We start from the raw sequence: 16729 nt of genomic DNA, 5'->3' as shown, positions 1-16729 counted from the left end.
ACCATTACTCTATAGTACCTAAAATTTGCCCTGAAAGATAGTGGTGAGAAATGTTTAACATTTTTTCCATCAGGGAAACCATAGTGAAAAAGTGAAGGAGTGGCACAATGGAATACACCAGTATCTCAGACACAGGAATAAAAGCCTCACGAATTGGACTCGGCACATGGGCGATCGGCGGCACCATGTGGGGAGGCACTGATGAAAAAACATCGATCGAAACCATCCGCGCCGCTCTTGATAAGGGGATCACACTGATTGACACCGCGCCGGCGTATGGCTTCGGACAGTCCGAAGAAATTGTCGGGAAGGCGATCAAGCAGCATGGGGCAAGAGATCAGGTTGTTCTTGCCACTAAAACGGCGCTGGATTGGAAAAACAATCAGCTGTTCCGCCATGCTAACAGAGCGAGAATTATACAGGAGGTCGAAGATTCCCTGCAACGTCTTCAGACGGATTATATCGATCTATATCAGGTGCACTGGCCTGATCCGCTTGTCCCGATAGAGGAAACAGCAGAAGTGATGAAGGAATTATATGATGCCGGGAAAATCCGCGCGATCGGCGTCAGTAATTTTTCGGTTGAACAAATGGATACATTTAGGGCTGTTGCTCCGCTTCATACAATCCAGCCTCCTTACAATCTGTTTGAAAGGGAAATTGAAGAGAATGTGCTCCCGTATGCGAAAGACAAACAGATGACAACACTATTGTACGGCAGTTTATGCAGAGGGCTGTTAACAGGAAAAATGACAGAAGATCAATCGTTTGAGGGAGACGATCTCCGAAATCACGATCCGAAATTCCAGAAGCCAAGATTTAAAGAGTATCTTTCTGCTGTCAATCAATTAGATGAGCTGGCGAAGACACGGTATGGAAAATCAGTGATTCATCTGGCCGTCAGATGGATTTTAGACCAGCCGGGAGCTGGGATCGCCCTTTGGGGGGCTAGAAAACCTGAGCAAATAGAAGCGGTTTCAGAAATTACCGGCTGGACGCTGAGCAGTGAAGATAAAAAAGACATCAATACCATATTGGAACATACGATATCAAACCCGGTCGGACCGGAATTTATGGCGCCTCCGACAAGAGAGGGCATATAACAAAAAGCTGAGGATGATTCCTCAGCTTTTTGACGTTAAGAAAAGAGAAATCTTAAAAATTAGTACCAGGTAATAAAAAATGTTGTTATAATAAGTAACAGAAAGAATCATTGATTACGACAAAGGAAGTGCGATATGTATAAGTTTTGTGCAAATGCTTTAAAAGTTATTCTTTCTCTTCGCGGAGGAGTGAAGGTGTATAACAAAGAAAACCTTCCGGCCGATTCAGGTTTTGTCATCGCGTGTACACACTCTGGCTGGGTTGATGTGATCACACTCGGAGTCGGGATTCTTCCTTATCAAATACACTACATGGCGAAAAAAGAGCTTTTTCAAAATAAATGGATCGGTTCGTTTCTGAAGAAAATTCATGCCTTTCCGGTAGATCGGGAAAATCCCGGCCCAAGCAGCATTAAAACGCCGATTAAGCTGCTGAAAGAAGGAGAAATTGTCGGAATCTTCCCAAGCGGAACAAGAACCTCTGAGGATGTGCCTTTAAAAAGAGGCGCAGTGACAATTGCGCAAATGGGGAAAGCGCCCCTTGTTCCGGCCGCTTATAAAGGACCTTCAAGCGGAAAGGCGTTGTTCAAAAAAGGAAAAATGAAGCTGATTATCGGTAAACCTTTGCAGCAGGCCGATTTTGCCCACCTTCCGTCTAAGGAAAGGCTGGCGGCTATGACAGAGGCTTTGAATAACAGCATTAAAGAGCTTGAAAAGAAGCTGGAACAACTTTAATTCATCAGTCATTGCATTCATCCATTTCCCGATTGTTTATAATTTCCTGGGCCATTAGCTATACTAAATGAGGTATTGATCATTGGGAAAGGTTACGGATCATGAAAAAAATGATAATAGTCGGGGCTGGAATTTTGGGAGCATCAACAGCATATCAGCTAGCCAAAATGGGTGCAGAGGTTCTTGTTATAGATCGGAAAGATAAGGGCCAGGCCACCCATGCAGCGAAAGGCATTATCTGTCCATGGCTGTCTCCTCGCCGTGATCAGGCTTGGTATCGGCTGGCAAAGGACGGAGCGCGCTTTTATCCTCGGTTCATAGAAGAACTTAGAAAAGAAGGCGAGACGGACATTGGTTATGCTCAAGTCGGTGCTCTCAGTATTCATCACGATAAAGAAAAGATAGAAAAGATCGAAAAACGTGTGCGGGAGCGTAAACAAGCTGCCGCCGAAATTGGTGAGATTACCTTTCTTCATGAAAACCAAACCGCTGATTTGTTTCCTCTGCTGACTGAACGGTACCATTCTGTTCATATAAGCGGAGCCGCCCGCGTGGATGGAGAAGTGCTGCGAGATACATTATTGAGATCTGCTCAAAGAAACGGCGCAGTCATTTTAAAAGGTGATGCTGCGCTTCGACATCATTCGAATCGTGTCACAGGCGTAACTGTCGGTAATGAAATCTATTCTTCTGACGAGGTTATTGTTTGTGCCGGCGTTTGGGCAGACCAATTGTTAGCGCCTTTGGGAATTCACTTCAAAGTAAGTGTGCAAAAAGCGCAAATTGTGTATGTGCAGGTGCCGAATGTAAATCATATCGACAGCTGGCCTGCAGTGATGCCGCCTTCCAAAGAATATCTTTTAGCTTATCATGACAATAGAATAGCCATCGGTGCGACACGTGAAGATGAGATAGGCGGACGTGATGTGCGGGTAACGGCCGGCGGGTTGCAGGAACTTCTGAGCAAAGGATTAGAAATGGCTCCCGGCTTAGCGAACAGCACCTTTCAAGAGGCAAGAGTCGGCTTACGCCCCTTTACACCAGGAGATGTGCCGGTGATCGGATCTCTTCCCGGCTGGAATGGGATCATAGTGGCAAACGGCCTTGGATCGTCTGGTTTAACAATGGGCCCCTATATGGGGGAGCAGTTGGCGAAGATGGCCCTCAAAATGGATTTGGATATCAATTTAGATGATTATGATATAAAAAAAGCAGCAGGAGTCCGGTGATCGCCTGCTGCTTTTTTGTGATGTTTATATTTTTGATAATGATAGCTGATCCTCTGGCAGTGCTTTAAGAGAGCCGTCATTATTTAATACAGAACGCCATGTATAACGCGGTTCATAGCCAAGGACCTTTTTGGCTTTATCGATTGCCATCAGCGTTTCATATCCTTTTATATCTCTCTTTAAAGATACATCGGGGAAAAATCGTTTTACTAAGTCTTCACTCGGCTCTTTCATGATGGTATCGGGTGCAGTAATATGGAAGACGTCATTTCCGAGATTGTTTTTTTCGAGTGCTAGAAGGCAAGCATGTGCAGCATCCCTGACATCACAATACGCCCATGCGTTTTTCTTTTGAATATCCTTTTGCTGCTCGTTCCAGTGCATGCCTGGGATTTTTTCGTACTCATCAGGCTCATATATATTCGCAAAGCGGAGAGTGACAATTTGTGTATTGATCAGCTTTGAATACATATCTGAGAGGATTTCGGTCAGCCGTTTTGCCATCGCATAAGATGACTTTACGATCGTTGGATGCTCCTCGTCTACGGGAAGGTAACTGAGCTCGTCCGGCACAAATGGATATCCCAGCACTGTTTCACTTGAAGCCCACACAAGCTTACGGATTTTAAAATCTTTACAGGCTTCCAGGATATTAAAATTAACAAGCATATTATTTTCAAATATCGCCTGTGATGTATTCCTGACATCTGTAGGGATATTCCCAAGGTGAATCACAGCGTCACAGCCCATAATTAGCTGACATACCTGACCGTAATCCCGTAAATCAGCTTGAATAAATTTTTTCGATGCGGATTCTTCTTTTAATACTCTGTCTGATGCTGTCACATCATGGCCGGCCTCTAATATTGTTCTTACAGCCCAGCGTCCGATTTTACCTGCTGCTCCAGTTACGACAACTTTCATGTTTTCGCTCCTTTTCGATAATAATGCAGAGATGTTCGTTTTTCTCGCAGTTGCACCTTTTTAGAGTTCCCGCGGATGACCGATTTATTAGCAGCAGTTTTCAGAAGAGAGGTATGATCACGTCAAAAACGGACCAGAATAAAAAAAGACACCCCAATAAAGGGTGTCTTTTTCAAATTATGCTTCTTTCGACTCTCCAACTTCTATCAGCTCTTCTGCTGCGAGCTTTTTCACTTCAATATAAGCGACGTGGTGGCCGTCAATTTCATTAATAATAAATTCACAGCCTTCTTCGATAATTGAATCGTTCTTTTCAACATCGTATTTCTGAGTAAGGAACCAGCCGCCGATCGTATCGACTTCTTCATTCTCTAAATGAATGCCGAGCAGGTCGTTCACTTGGTCGATCAAGACTTTACCGTCCAGCATGTAATGGCCTTCGCCGATCTTGCGGATTTCGCTGATTTCATCAATATCAAACTCATCGCGGATTTCGCCAACGATTTCTTCAATAATGTCCTCTACGGTCACCAGTCCGGCAGTTCCGCCGTATTCATCTGACAGGATTGCCATGTGGACTCTTTCTTTTTGCATTTTGACAAGCAAATCATGGATCGGCGCAGATTCAATCACATGAATGATCGGATTCACAAATTGAGAGATGGTGGAATCAACAGAAACCTCGCCGCTGATGCAGGCGGTCAGCACTTCTTTAATATTAATAACCCCGATAATATTATCTTTATCGCCCTCTTCTACTGGGTAGCGGGTATATTTTTCAATTTGAATGATTTCCATCATTTCAGAAATCTTAATGTCATGCGGAAGGCTGACAATCTCGGTCCGCGGGATCATAATTTCTTTCGCGAGCCTGTCGTCAAATTCAAAGATTTTATTCACATATTTAAACTCTGACTGGTTAATTTCACCGCTTTTATAGCTTTCCGACAGAATGATTCTTAGCTCTTCTTCAGAGTGAGCCAGTTCGTTTTCTGATACGGTCTCCAGGCCAAAAGCTTTTGTCAATAACCGTGCGGAATTGTTCAAAAGCCAGATGAACGGGAACATGATGCGGTAAAACCAAATCAGCGGTTTCGCAAACAGCATAGACACTGCTTCCGCCTTTTGGATGGCAACTGTCTTAGGTGCAAGTTCTCCGACAACAACGTGCAGGAACGTGATAATGGCATACGCCAAAATAAACGATATGATATGTGAAAGGGAACTTGGTACGTCCAATTGTACGAAAAGCGGATGAACAAGCCTTTCAATCGTTGATTCCCCTAAAACCCCTAATCCAATGGAAGTCAATGTAATTCCAAGCTGACACGCAGATAGATACTCATCAAGATGCGTGGTCACTCTTTTTGCGGCAATTGCTGCTTTATTTCCTTCCGCGATCAGCTGATCAATCCGTGAGCCTCTGATTCTGATAATGGCAAACTCAGATGCTACGAAAAACGCCGTCAGGGCGATTAAAACAGCGACTAAAATCAAATTCACTATGTCCAATTAGAACCTTCACTCTACAATGAGAATGAAGGTAACACCTCCTGTTAGTAAAATGGTTTTAACTTAACAGCAGCATAAATGATTGGAACACGGCGAGCTTTTCGGGTGTAAGTTTGCTTTTTAGCTTGTCACGCTCCTCAGGCTCCAGCCGTTCAAACCGATGCAAGATTCCGGAGATGTTTTGATTCATATAATCAATTTCAGATGCCAGATTTCCAATTTCATCATGATCTATGGCTGAAGAGGGAAACTGGTTCTCCAGTCGATCTTTAATATCGGACAGGGCCAATCTCTGCTGCTTGCAATCTACAATAAATATGAGTCGTTTAAGTGCGTTTTCATCGTAGTAACGATAATTTGAACAGGATCTGGCCGGCGTCAGCAGACCAAGATTCGTATAATAATCAACTGTTCGTTTCGTTACTCCGGCAAGTGCCGCTAGTTCACTGATACGATAAGTCTCAGCCCCATCTAAATCCCTCCCAACCATCACGTTATAGTTATGAGAATAGTTTAATATATGAAGGGTGCCTTACACAAGTTTATTGTTTTTTTGAGATGCCGGATATGGAAATTGTGGCATCCGAATTCTGATTGAAGTAACATAGATAGATAGAATGTTCAATTTATATGTGCAGAAGGGACAGATGAGATTGGCTGGTTTATCGCGGGAAATTGAAGAGAACCTTAATAAAGGATCGTGGATTCGAAAGCTGTTCGATGAAGGAGCGAGACTGAAGAAAGAGTTCGGGAATGACCAGGTGTTTGATTTTTCAATCGGCAACCCGGTAGTTGAACCGCCTGAAGCCTTTACGAGAGCATTAATAGAAGAAGCTGAAAAAGGAAACCACGGATACATACAAAATCAGGGCCTTCCTGAAGCTAGAGAAAAAGTCGCGCAATTTCTGGCAGGCCGCTTTGCTGCCGAGTTTTCAGCTGAGCGCGTTGTCATGACAGTAGGTGCGGGCGGCGCATTGAATGTGGCGTTAAAAAGTATATTAAATCCGGGAGAAGAGGTCATGATTCTCGCTCCTTATTTTGCAGAATATAAATTGTATATTGAGAACTATGGCGGGAAGGCTGTCAGCTGCCCGCTGACAGCCCGGTTCGAGATTGACATTGAAGCGGTCAGGCAGGCGATCACCCCGCAGACGAAGGGTCTCATTCTGAATACACCGCATAACCCGACGGGAACCGTACTCAGCCAGAAAAATATAGATGATCTAGGCGCTCTGTTAAAAGAGATCGAAGAGACAAACGGCCAAACCATCTATGTGCTGTTTGATGAACCGTACAGTCAGCTGATTTATGATGAAGAACTGGCAAATCCGTTTCAATCGTATCACCGTGTCATTTTGGCGAGCTCATTCAGTAAAGACCTCGGCATAGCAGGGGAGCGGCTCGGTTATATCGGCTTAGACAGCAGCATGCCGGATGCTGACCTTTTGATAAACGCTTTTGTGTACTGCAATCGAACGCTTGGATTTGTAAATGCGCCTGTCATGATGCAGCGGGCTGTGGCGAGAATGGATGATTTAAGAATAGACGCAAGCGCTTATAAAGAGCGCAGGGATCTCATGGTTGATATTTTAAAGGAAGCCGGTTTTGAATTTGAAATGCCAAAAGGCGGTTTCTTCGTTTTTCCGAAGTCGCCAATTGAAGATGAAGTCGCATTTTGTGTGCATGCAGCGCAAAAGTATAAATTGTTAATTGTACCGAGCAGCGGTTTTGGGATGAAAGGGCACTTCCGTTTATCCTTCAGTGTGCCGCTGGAGCAGATCAAAAAATCACGCGACATCTTTATTGCCTTATATAAAGATTTTTCATAGGCCATCTCAGACAAAAAGATAACAGCTATTTGAGGCTGTTATCTTTTTTATTTGTCGTATGCCCCAAGCTTTGTCCTGTTTTTCAATTCCTGATTTTATCTCTCCCTTAGATAAACCGCCAAATTCAATCATAACAGCAGAGCCCGCCAAATGAAGGAAAAACCATTTATAACGCATACTGGATAAGCCAATTACTGGCCCTTGCCTGCGCTGCGTGACAGACGCATCTTTTAAGCATTCAAATGATCTAACGGTCACCAATTGTTCCGTCTTAAACGAGCTTCATCCTATGCACGCCTTTGAATCAGTATACGAGCTTCAGCTTGAAAAACAGATCAATGTCTGATATTTCAGCGAACAGCGTCTTGCCAATAGCCTTTAGCATCTTTACAGGTGCAGAGTCAGAGATTGAAAGGCTATACACAGATATCGAGAACCTGCTGGCCGGATGAATCAATAGTTTGTCCCGTGATAAAAGTCTAAAAATTAAAAATCATTTTTGGAATGAGTTGTGTTACAATAAAATATACAATTTATAATCAAACTTTGACTTGGAGGTGGTATGATGGGGCCCTCTGCTTAGGCAACAATACACCGCGTACCTCAATGTTAAGGAAAAATGATTATATCAGGAGGTGACTCCTTATCCTTTAATGAGGGGATAAGGTTAAATGGACGATATTGACAGTCTGATTTTAATTGGTGTGCTCATTGCTTTAACTGCATTTTTCGTCGCAAGTGAGTTTGCGATTGTTAGAGTAAGGAGATCCAAAATTGATCAGCTTATAACAGAAGGAAACAAACGGGCGATACTCGCAAAGCGTGTCATTACAGATTTGGATGAATATTTATCTGCATCCCAGCTGGGCATTACAGTGACATCGATTGGACTCGGCGTGCTGGGGGAGCCGGCATTTGAACGGCTGCTGCACCCATTGTTTGAACCGCTCGGCCTGCCGGAATCGGTTTCTCATGCAGTCTCTTTTGCGGTCGCGTACGGCTTGATTACATTTCTGCATGTTGTTGTAGGTGAACTGGCCCCGAAAACGGTCGCGATTCAAAAGGCTGAACAGCTAACCTTGCTGATAGCGGGTCCGCTGCGACTATTCTATTTGCTCCTGTTTCCGTTTATTTGGATCCTGAATGGATCGGCGCGGCTTTTATGCGGCATGTTTGGTTTAAAGCCGGCGTCAGAACATGAGGGTTCTCATTCTGAAGAAGAACTCAGAATGCTGTTGTCTGAGAGTTTAAAAAACGGAGAGATTAATCCGTCTGAATATAAATATGTGAATAAGATTTTTGAATTTGATAACCGCATTGCCAAAGAAATTATGATACCGCGGAAGGAAATGGCCGCTGTATCAACAGATATGACAATGGCCGAGATGCTGGAGGTTATGCTGAAAGAAAAATACACCCGCTGGCCTGTCACAGATGGGGACAAAGACAGTGTAATCGGTTTGGTCAATACGAAGCATTTGTTTTCTGATTTGCTGTTTATGACAGAAGAGGAAAGAATGAAAATGACAATCCATCCGTATGTGCGGCCAGTGATTGAAGTCATTGAAACAATTCCGGTTCATGATCTGCTGATTAAAATGCAGCGTGAACGCATTCATATGGCGATTTTGTCGGATGAATACGGCGGAACCTCGGGACTTGTCACGACAGAGGACATTCTTGAAGAAATTGTCGGCGAGATCAGAGATGAATTTGATGAAGACGAACAGCCGCTGATCCAAAAGCTTGGCGACCGCCATTATATTATGGATGGAAAGGTTCGCATGGATCAGGTGAACAGCCTTCTTGGCGCATCGATTCAAGAAGACGTGGACACTATCGGCGGGCTGATATTGAAAGAAAACATTGATATTGAGGCTGGTGAATCCATTCGCATCGGATCATATACAATAAAGGTGCTGAAGATGGATGGCCGTCTGATTAAGCAAATAGATATAAAAGAAGAAATCAGCAAGACAACCGGGGTTACGGCCCACCATACGCTGCCGATGCCCGAGCCGGTCATGCTGAACAGTGCAACCTTGAGCGAGAAATAAGCTCAAGGTTTTTTTATGTCAGCAGCGTCCAGCCGCACCAAAACGCCAAGAGGGACCCGCAAAGCGTTAAGCCGATGTATAGGATGCTTTCCTTTACACGCTTCGCCAGCAAGAGCTGAACACTTTCAACGCTGAAAGTGGAAAAAGTGGTAAAGGCGCCAAAAAAGCCGGTGCCGATGATGAGTGCTGCAGATGAATTTGTCACGTGAAGCCCTGTAAAAAGACCAAGACCGAGGGCACCCAGTATATTAACGGTCAAAATACCGACTGGAAAACGAAGGCTTTCGGTTTTAGATGTTATGACATTGCCGAGCCAAAAACGCAGCACAGCACCGAGTCCTCCCGCTGCGAAAATACCAGCTAGTGTCATCATTGCTTCCGCCCCCTTCCTATTTGAGATCGGGCTATTTGCCGTCCTGCCAAAACGCCAAAGAGGGCAAGTACGATTCCGGATATGAATGAGGACACCATATACAAAACAGCTAATGACGAATGGGATTGCAACAGCATGACCGTTTCTTTAGAAAATGTTGACATGGTTGTAAAGCCTCCGCAAAAACCGGTGCCTAAAAAAGCCGATAGCAAAGGCCGTTTCGCCCTAATCATAAAAAAACCGGTCAGAACGCCTAGTAGAAGGCTGCCTGCCGCGTTCTCCAGCCAAGTTGCAGCCGGAAATATGTCATTGTTTATGCCGATGTTCAATCCGTATCGGAGACAAGCGCCAAGGGCGCCTCCGATAAAAACTGCACTATATCTATTCATGTTTTCCATCCTTTAATACGTAGTCCGGGTAGTCTGTGACAATACCGTCCACGCCCATGGCCTGCAATTTGGCTGCTGTTTTCTGATGCCTTACTGTCCATGCAAACACTTTTAATCCGTTTTTATGGGCGGAAGCGATCATGAGACGATTGAGACGTGTGTATTTGATGTTGACATAATTTGCGAAAGATTTGCAGGCTTTCAGCTGATTTCTGGACAGCATGCCAAAATTCGGCCTTGTAATAACGGCTGTCGGAATCGATGGATAAAGTTCGCAGAACCTTTGGATGGAGCGGAACCCAAAGGATTGAACAATATTGTTAATAGAAAAAGAAAATTGTCCTAACAGCTGTCCCACTTCTTCTTCAATCCCGATTTGCGAAGGATGGCCTTTTAGTTCAATTAAAAGTCCGATTTTTTTATGGTAGCGCTTGAGCACGTCCTCCAGAGTCGGGATTTTTTCTCCTTGAAAAGCGGGGCCGTACCAGCTTCCTGCATCGAGTGCCTGCAGCTCCTTCAGCGTAAAATCCTTAACAAAGCCTGAACCGTTTGTTGTCCGGTCCACTCTGTCATCGTGTATAACGACAATCTGCCTATCTTTTGTTAGCTGGACATCCAGCTCAATCATATCTGCATTCATTTCTGCCGCGAGATCAAATGCAGCAATTGTATTTTCGGGAGCGTAGCCGGATGCTCCGCGGTGGGCAATGGTGTACAAGCTTGTCAGCTCCTCATATGGGCATTTCTGTTATTGTATCAAATCCATATATGCACCGCGATACCAACTTGTGAATTTTTTTCTGTCATATTTGAATAGTCCAAGCTGAAAACAACGTATAACTGAAACAAGAACACTCACCGTATCCGAGCATATTTCGGCAGAAAAATAGTGCTTTCGACATGTTCACAAAATATTCTGTTATTTTATAATAGCAAAAAAGGAGGCGAGATCATGGGAAAAGGGAGAATCAGAGTGGAGGAAAGAATTAAAGCCGAAACGGATGTTGAAATGCAAAAAGCAACTCTCCTTGATCAGACACAAACGAAAAAAAGTAAGTGACTGTCCCTATTGAATCTGGCTGAATGGTTAAAATGAGAAATTGCCCCGGCGCTCCGCCGGGGTTTTGTGTTTTATAAAGACATTTAGGGAAGCATTCTGCCGAATATTTTAGTATAATAAACATTCGATTGGGATAGAGGGGAGACTGCCATGCTAGATCATCTGCAGCAATATTTCACGCTAGATAAAATCATACAAACCGGCATCAGTTTGGCAATTTTGCTGTTGTTTCTTATACTAAGAAAACTGTTTACAAGATATTTCTTTAATTTGCTTTTTAATATAACAAACAAACCGAAAACCGAAATTTTTAAACAGGTGGTTGTGGCATTCGATAAGCCTGCCAGATGGTTTTTTGTTGCCTTAGGGCTGTTTTTAGCGATTCGCTATTCACCGTTTTTAGATGCACAGATGCCGCTGATCAGCAAAATATACCGCTCGCTGATTGTGGCGCTGTTGAGCTGGGGGCTTTGTAATTTGACCGCTACATCATCTTTTATTTTTCATAAAGTGAATCAGCGCTTCGAACTGGATATGGATGATATTCTGGCGCCATTTTTGTCTAAGCTGCTCCGTTTTGTCATTATAGCGCTCAGTGTGAGCGTGATCGCGCAGGAATTTAATTATGACGTCAATGGGTTTGTGGCGGGCCTTGGGCTTGGCGGATTGGCTTTTGCGCTAGCAGCGAAAGACACGATCAGCAACTTCTTTGGCGGAATCATCATTATCACTGAAAAGCCGTTTACGATCGGTGATTGGGTGGAGACGGCGACAGTGACCGGATCAGTGGAGGATATTACCTTCAGAAGCACAAGATTCAGAACAGCGCAGGGTGCGCTTGTAACGGTGCCGAATTCCACGCTGTCGATGGAAGCCATCACGAACTGGACGAGAATGACCAAGCGCCAGATTACGTTTTCCATTCATGTATCCTACGCAACGCCGATTGAGAATTTGGAACGCTGCATTCGTTCGCTCAGAAAGATGCTGCTTGAACATGAAGGCGTCGATAATGATACAATCATGGTCAATTTTGATACGTTTGCTGACAGCTATTACAATTTATTTTTCAACTTCTATACAAAAACAACGGTTTGGGCGGAGAACCTTCATGTCAGAGAGGATATCAACTATAAAATTATTGAAATCCTCGGCGCTGAAGGGGTTGAATTTGCTTATCCCGGACAAATGGTGTATGTCAACCAGAAGCACCAGCACGATCCGTTTCAAGTAAATCTCAATAAAGGGGAAAAGGAACGGGCTTAAAAAAGAAAGACTTCGTCTCAAAGAGGCGGGGTCTTTTTCATGGTAAAATAAGAAAAAAGACTGTAAGGCGGTGTTGAATTGGAAGCATTCAGAAACATGCTGAATGAAGCGCAGCGAATTGTCGTGCTGACCGGAGCGGGAATGAGCACAGAATCAGGCATACCCGATTTTCGCTCAGCCGGCGGCATCTGGACTGAGGATGCCTCAAGGATGGAGGCGATGAGCCTTGATTATTTTTTAAGCTATCCGCGTCTGTTTTGGCCTAAGTTCAAAGAATTGTTTCAAATGAAAATGAGCGGGAGCTATGAACCGAATGAAGGGCATTTGCTTTTGGCAGAACTGGAGAAACAAGGGAAGCAGGTGGATATATTCACACAAAACATTGACGGCCTTCATAGAAAAGCCGGAAGCAGACATGTATACGAGTTGCATGGCTCTATCCAAACAGCGAGCTGTCTCTCATGCGGCGCCCGATATGATCTCCCTCATTTACTGAAGCATGATGTGCCGGAGTGTACAGCGTTCGGAAATGACGGTGAGGTGTGCGGAACGGTATTAAAAACCGATGTCGTTCTGTTTGGTGATGCCGTTTTGCATTTTGACACGCTTTATGAAAAGCTGGATAAAGCCGACCTATTATTGGTGATCGGCACGTCTCTTGAGGTTGCTCCCGCGAGATTTGTGCCTGAGGATGCAAGCCGGATTCCAGGCATAAAAAAAGCCATTATTAACCTGGAGCCGACGTACTGCGACAGTTTGTTTGATTTCGTCATCCATCAAAAAATCGGAGAGTTTGCCCGGAGCTTGGGCATAAAAAAGTGAGGGCGCAGATAAGCGCCTCACTTTTTATTCATGAACCGGAACCATTGTATCCTTTAACACACCGAAGGAATAGCCCTTTTCTTTCAGTTTATGGATTAGCACCGGCAGTGCGTTTACTGTAGCAGGAAGATCGTGCATGAGAATCACATACGGCCGATTAGAATGGCTGTGTTCCATATTGTCAAGCTGCTGCAATACTTCTGCTACGTATTTTGAGTTGCGGTATTTCCAGTCCATGCTGTCAATCGTCCAATCCCAGTACACAAAACCGTCTTTTTCTAGATTGCGAATTTGTGAATCTGTAAGAGACGGCTTGCTGCCGTAGGGCGTTCTGACGAGATCAGTGCGATAGCCTGTAATGCTTTCCAGCGTGTCACGCGCCTGCTGCATTTCTTTTAGCGGTGATGTCGGCGTTTGATAAAACAATTTGTTATTATGCGTGACCCCGTGTAAACCGAGTGCATGCCCTTCATTTCCGGCCCTTTTAACCGCGTGTTTGAATTCGTTCATTCGCGGTGACAGCATAAAAAATGTCGCCTTTACATCGGCGCTTTTCAGTACGTCCAGCAAGCGGTTTGTAGAGGCTGACGGGCCATCATCGAAGGTTAAATAAACCGTTTTGTCTCCCATATTCTGCTCGGTCTGCAAATGTTTTATCAGCAGGCCTGGGGAGTCGTCTTTCAGCTTCAGGCTTTCCTTCTCATCACGAAGCTGGCTGTTTGTTGTGACAGTGATCTCCTTTGCTTTCGAGGAGCTGTTGGAATAACCTAAAATCACCATAAGCAAAAGCAGCACACATAAAACTGCTAAACTTGCAAATTTAAAAGCAAGCGAAACTGCAGAAGGAGAAGCGTCTCCTCTCGTTTGTCGCATAACAATCTCTCCATTGGCATAAAATCTCTACATACCGCTGTATTGGCAGCTCTGAAGGTGCCATTGTTTACAACCTATGTATTACGAGTCAAGTATACAGGAATAAAACTGGAAAGAACATAGAAAAAATGTCGAAATGTCAGATTTTAAGGAAAAAATAATCTCCTTCCCAGCTATTGAGTTCTTCGATCTTTCTGTTTTTCAGCTGGTTTGATATGGTAGAATGAGTGACAATGACAGCTTGATTAGGCATCAGGATAAATACGAAAAAGGGAGGGCTTATATGAAGATTTTAGTCAATGGCCAACTGGTGGAGCGAAACGAGGCATCCGTTGATGTGGAAGATCGCGGTTATCAGTTTGGAGACGGAATCTATGAGGTTATCAGGGTGTATAAAGGGGTATTATTCGGCTTGCGCGAGCATGCGGAGCGTTTATTCAGAAGCGCGGCTGAGATCGGAATTTCACTGCCGTTCAGTTTAGAAGATTTAGAGTGGGACCTGCAAAAGCTTGTGCAGGAAAATGCGGTCAGCGACGGAGCGGTTTACATTCAAACCACAAGAGGGGTTGCTCCGCGAAAACACCAATATGAAGCGGGCCTTGAGCCGCAGACGACGGCCTATACATTTTCTGTTAAAAAGCCGGAACAGGAGCAGACATACGGCGTTTCAGCCATCACGGATGAGGATCTTCGCTGGCTGAGATGCGATATTAAAAGTCTGAATTTACTGTATAATGTGATGGCAAAGCAGAAAGCCTACGAAGCGGGAGCATTTGAAGGCATTTTAATAAGAGACGGAATTGTTACAGAAGGTACATCTTCTAATGTTTATGCCGTTTTAAACGGTACGGTGCGGACGCATCCGGCTAACCGAATGATTCTCAATGGGATTACACGAATGAAGATTTTGGATCTCATCGTAAAGAACGGCATAGAGTTTGATGAAAGGCCCGTTACTGAAGAAGAGCTGAGACAGGCGGAGGAAATCTTTATTTCTTCAACGACGGCAGAGATTGTTCCCGTTGTGACGCTTGATGGAAAATCAGTCGGAAGCGGAGTGCCCGGACCGGTGACAAAACAGCTGCAGGCGGCTTTTCAAGAAAGCATTCAGCAGGCAGCCCGCGTATCATTTTAATGATAAAAAAGAGCCCGCTTTGCAAGCGGCGCTCTTTTTATTTTTTTACAAATCCAACTAAAATCGAGATGATCGGCGATATATAGAGGAAGAACGTAAATGGGATATAGTCAATGACGGGAACACCAAGCGCGGTTGCCATAAAAGCCCCGCTGACGCCCCAAGGGATTAATGGATTAATCAATGTTCCGCCGTCCTCTAATGATCTTGATAAAAACTTCCGCTGAATGTTTTGTTTGTCATATAAGGATTTATATGACTGTCCCGGTATTAATATAGATAAATACTGTTCGCCTGTTGCAAGATTGACACCGATACTGGAGCAGACAGTTGCTGCAATGAGACTGCCCTTTGAACGGATTCCTTTCATCACACCCTCCAATAGTGCGGAGATCAGGCCGATTTTCTCCATTAAACCGCCGAGTGCAAAAGCGATCATAATAAGAGAAACTGAGCCCATCATGGATTGCAGTCCGCCTCTGTTGATGATTTTAGCGGCAGCCTCATTGTCAGTTTCGAACATGGTGCCATTTTGCAGGGCTGACATAAAAGCCTGAATGCTGCTGTCGGGAACAAAGATGGCTGTCAAAATTCCCGAGGAAATAATACCGGCAGTCAGAACGGGAATAACGGACACGCGCTTAATCGCCAGCAAAACAACTAAGAGCGGAGAAAGAAGCGCCCACGGTGTGACGTTTGCTGCATCTTTTATTCCGGCAATAACATGTGCAATATCATCTGTTGAAGCAGCGTCTGCTGAGACTGATAAACCAAGAAAGTAAAAAAGGACAACGGTGATCAGCAAGGCGGGAATGGTTGTGCCCATCATGTGGCGAATGTGTTCAAAGATAGATATTTCGCCTATACCCGCAGCAAAATTTGTTGTATCCGACATCGGTGACATTTTATCACCAAAGCAGGCTCCGCAAATGACTGCCCCCGCCGTCCATTCGAGCGGAACGCCTGCCGCGCTCGCCACGCCGATCAGTGCCACGCCAATTGTGCTTACAGTTGTCAGGCTTGAGCCGACAAGCGTGCTGATGATCATGCAGGAAAACAAAGCAGTCAACAGAAGATGGCTCGGTTCAATAAAGGACAAAGCATAAACTGTAACGGACGGTATGGCGCCGCTGTACATCCAAGCGCCGATTAAGATACCGATCAGTGCCAGAACAATGATCGGCTGTACACCGTTTTTAATCCCGTTTACAATTCCTTTTTCAAGGCTGTTCCAGGAAAAACCGTACCATAAACCGGCTGCTGAAAGCAGGACAACACATAGGAACAGCGGGATATGCGGTTCTGTATGAAGAAAAAATAAGCAGGAGATAATGACTCCTAACATTAATATAAATAAACCGACGGCTAACGGAAACGTCAGCTTTTTTTGAGAATCCAAAACAACACCCCATCATTTTCTTT

Annotated in this window: 17 protein-coding genes; 9 read left to right on the top strand and 8 right to left on the bottom strand. The window is 44.5% G+C overall.

Annotation, left to right across the window (positions count from 1 at the left end; all coding sequences use genetic code 11):
* The first annotated feature begins 107 nt into the window (after positions 1-107).
* The 3 genes from ACQVGS_RS16995 to ACQVGS_RS16985 all read left to right on the top strand — a co-directional run bounded on the left by ACQVGS_RS16995 (position 108) and on the right by ACQVGS_RS16985 (position 3067).
* Positions 108-1103 carry an aldo/keto reductase gene (locus tag ACQVGS_RS16995; RefSeq protein WP_106022489.1) on the top strand — a complete coding sequence of 332 codons (996 nt, stop codon included), beginning with the start codon at positions 108-110 and terminating at the stop codon, positions 1101-1103.
* Positions 1104-1238: 135 nt separating this feature from the next.
* A complete protein-coding gene (locus ACQVGS_RS16990; protein ID WP_024120737.1) occupies positions 1239-1838 on the top strand; it encodes a 1-acylglycerol-3-phosphate O-acyltransferase in 600 nt (199 codons plus the stop codon).
* 101 nt (positions 1839-1939) lie between these two features.
* On the top strand, positions 1940-3067 hold the full coding sequence (locus tag ACQVGS_RS16985; protein ID WP_188323649.1) for an NAD(P)/FAD-dependent oxidoreductase: 1128 nt from the start codon (positions 1940-1942) through the stop codon (positions 3065-3067).
* Between the two features lie 24 nt (positions 3068-3091).
* On the opposite strand, the gene ACQVGS_RS16980 is transcribed toward ACQVGS_RS16985, so the two are convergent.
* The 3 genes from ACQVGS_RS16980 to cueR all read right to left on the bottom strand — a co-directional run bounded on the left by ACQVGS_RS16980 (position 3092) and on the right by cueR (position 5993).
* The gene (locus ACQVGS_RS16980) at positions 3092-3991 is read right to left on the bottom strand and encodes an NAD-dependent epimerase/dehydratase family protein (RefSeq protein WP_101860894.1); all 900 of its coding nucleotides are present in this window, start codon (positions 3989-3991) and stop codon (positions 3092-3094) included.
* A gap of 177 nt (positions 3992-4168) precedes the next feature.
* The gene (locus ACQVGS_RS16975) at positions 4169-5503 is read right to left on the bottom strand and encodes a hemolysin family protein (RefSeq protein ID WP_024120740.1); all 1335 of its coding nucleotides are present in this window, start codon (positions 5501-5503) and stop codon (positions 4169-4171) included.
* Positions 5504-5561: 58 nt separating this feature from the next.
* Entirely contained in the window at positions 5562-5993 is a 432-nt protein-coding gene (gene cueR, locus ACQVGS_RS16970) for a Cu(I)-responsive transcriptional regulator (RefSeq protein ID WP_024120741.1), read from the bottom strand.
* 157 nt (positions 5994-6150) lie between these two features.
* Here cueR and ACQVGS_RS16965 point away from each other — a divergent pair, with 157 nt between their 5' ends.
* Entirely contained in the window at positions 6151-7332 is a 1182-nt protein-coding gene (locus ACQVGS_RS16965; protein ID WP_485859431.1) for a pyridoxal phosphate-dependent aminotransferase, read from the top strand.
* Between the two features lie 671 nt (positions 7333-8003).
* Positions 8004-9389, top strand: coding sequence for a hemolysin family protein (locus tag ACQVGS_RS16960; RefSeq protein ID WP_101863766.1), 1386 nt, complete (start codon positions 8004-8006; stop codon positions 9387-9389).
* A 13-nt stretch (positions 9390-9402) separates the two neighbouring features.
* Here the strand turns inward: ACQVGS_RS16960 and crcB are convergent, their stop codons facing one another.
* Genes crcB through ACQVGS_RS16945 form a run of 3 tightly spaced genes read right to left on the bottom strand, consistent with a single transcriptional unit; the run spans position 9403 to position 10869 of the window.
* A complete protein-coding gene (gene crcB / locus ACQVGS_RS16955) occupies positions 9403-9759 on the bottom strand; it encodes a fluoride efflux transporter CrcB (protein ID WP_024120744.1) in 357 nt (118 codons plus the stop codon).
* The gene (locus tag ACQVGS_RS16950) at positions 9759-10151 is read right to left on the bottom strand and encodes a fluoride efflux transporter FluC (RefSeq protein WP_106021544.1); all 393 of its coding nucleotides are present in this window, start codon (positions 10149-10151) and stop codon (positions 9759-9761) included. The genes crcB and ACQVGS_RS16950 overlap by 1 nt, the downstream gene beginning before the upstream one ends.
* Positions 10144-10869: a glycerophosphodiester phosphodiesterase gene (locus ACQVGS_RS16945; RefSeq protein ID WP_491830311.1), complete on the bottom strand. Its 726-nt coding sequence runs from the start codon at positions 10867-10869 to the stop codon at positions 10144-10146. The genes ACQVGS_RS16950 and ACQVGS_RS16945 overlap by 8 nt, the downstream gene beginning before the upstream one ends.
* 234 nt (positions 10870-11103) lie before the next feature.
* Between ACQVGS_RS16945 and ACQVGS_RS16940 the strand changes: the two genes are divergently transcribed.
* The 3 genes from ACQVGS_RS16940 (at position 11104) to ACQVGS_RS16930 (ending at position 13299) form a co-directional block, all read left to right on the top strand.
* A complete protein-coding gene (locus tag ACQVGS_RS16940; protein WP_024120747.1) occupies positions 11104-11211 on the top strand; it encodes a YhdX family protein in 108 nt (35 codons plus the stop codon).
* Positions 11212-11361: 150 nt separating this feature from the next.
* Positions 11362-12477, top strand: coding sequence for a mechanosensitive ion channel family protein (locus tag ACQVGS_RS16935; protein WP_283912867.1), 1116 nt, complete (start codon positions 11362-11364; stop codon positions 12475-12477).
* 96 nt (positions 12478-12573) lie between these two features.
* A complete protein-coding gene (locus ACQVGS_RS16930) occupies positions 12574-13299 on the top strand; it encodes an NAD-dependent protein deacylase (protein WP_491831836.1) in 726 nt (241 codons plus the stop codon).
* A 24-nt stretch (positions 13300-13323) separates the two neighbouring features.
* Here ACQVGS_RS16930 and ACQVGS_RS16925 read toward each other — a convergent pair whose 3' ends face one another.
* A complete protein-coding gene (locus ACQVGS_RS16925; protein WP_024120750.1) occupies positions 13324-14172 on the bottom strand; it encodes a polysaccharide deacetylase family protein in 849 nt (282 codons plus the stop codon).
* A 283-nt stretch (positions 14173-14455) separates the two neighbouring features.
* Here ACQVGS_RS16925 and dat point away from each other — a divergent pair, with 283 nt between their 5' ends.
* Positions 14456-15307, top strand: coding sequence for a D-amino-acid transaminase (dat, locus tag ACQVGS_RS16920; RefSeq protein ID WP_286109195.1), 852 nt, complete (start codon positions 14456-14458; stop codon positions 15305-15307).
* A 37-nt stretch (positions 15308-15344) separates the two neighbouring features.
* Here the strand turns inward: dat and nhaC are convergent, their stop codons facing one another.
* Entirely contained in the window at positions 15345-16706 is a 1362-nt protein-coding gene (gene nhaC / locus ACQVGS_RS16915; RefSeq protein ID WP_127695576.1) for a Na+/H+ antiporter NhaC, read from the bottom strand.
* Positions 16707-16729 lie beyond the last annotated feature (23 nt).

The organism is Bacillus sp. SD127 (assembly GCF_058566445.1).
Note: the sequence above shows the minus strand (reverse complement) of the source record. Positions and strands in the feature narration are given on the sequence as shown.

Coding starts and splice junctions, on each gene's coding strand:
- ACQVGS_RS16995 (WP_106022489.1), top strand. CDS start 108: ATGGAATACACCAGTATCTCAGACACAGGAATAAAAGCCTCACGAATT.
- ACQVGS_RS16990 (WP_024120737.1), top strand. CDS start 1,239: ATGTATAAGTTTTGTGCAAATGCTTTAAAAGTTATTCTTTCTCTTCGC.
- ACQVGS_RS16985 (WP_188323649.1), top strand. CDS start 1,940: ATGAAAAAAATGATAATAGTCGGGGCTGGAATTTTGGGAGCATCAACA.
- ACQVGS_RS16980 (WP_101860894.1), bottom strand. CDS start 3,991: ATGAAAGTTGTCGTAACTGGAGCAGCAGGTAAAATCGGACGCTGGGCT.
- cueR (WP_024120741.1), bottom strand. CDS start 5,993: ATGGTTGGGAGGGATTTAGATGGGGCTGAGACTTATCGTATCAGTGAA.
- ACQVGS_RS16965 (WP_485859431.1), top strand. CDS start 6,151: ATGAGATTGGCTGGTTTATCGCGGGAAATTGAAGAGAACCTTAATAAA.
- ACQVGS_RS16960 (WP_101863766.1), top strand. CDS start 8,004: ATGGACGATATTGACAGTCTGATTTTAATTGGTGTGCTCATTGCTTTA.
- crcB (WP_024120744.1), bottom strand. CDS start 9,759: ATGACACTAGCTGGTATTTTCGCAGCGGGAGGACTCGGTGCTGTGCTG.
- ACQVGS_RS16950 (WP_106021544.1), bottom strand. CDS start 10,151: ATGAATAGATATAGTGCAGTTTTTATCGGAGGCGCCCTTGGCGCTTGT.
- ACQVGS_RS16940 (WP_024120747.1), top strand. CDS start 11,104: ATGGGAAAAGGGAGAATCAGAGTGGAGGAAAGAATTAAAGCCGAAACG.
- ACQVGS_RS16935 (WP_283912867.1), top strand. CDS start 11,362: ATGCTAGATCATCTGCAGCAATATTTCACGCTAGATAAAATCATACAA.
- ACQVGS_RS16930 (WP_491831836.1), top strand. CDS start 12,574: ATGCTGAATGAAGCGCAGCGAATTGTCGTGCTGACCGGAGCGGGAATG.
- ACQVGS_RS16925 (WP_024120750.1), bottom strand. CDS start 14,172: ATGCGACAAACGAGAGGAGACGCTTCTCCTTCTGCAGTTTCGCTTGCT.
- dat (WP_286109195.1), top strand. CDS start 14,456: ATGAAGATTTTAGTCAATGGCCAACTGGTGGAGCGAAACGAGGCATCC.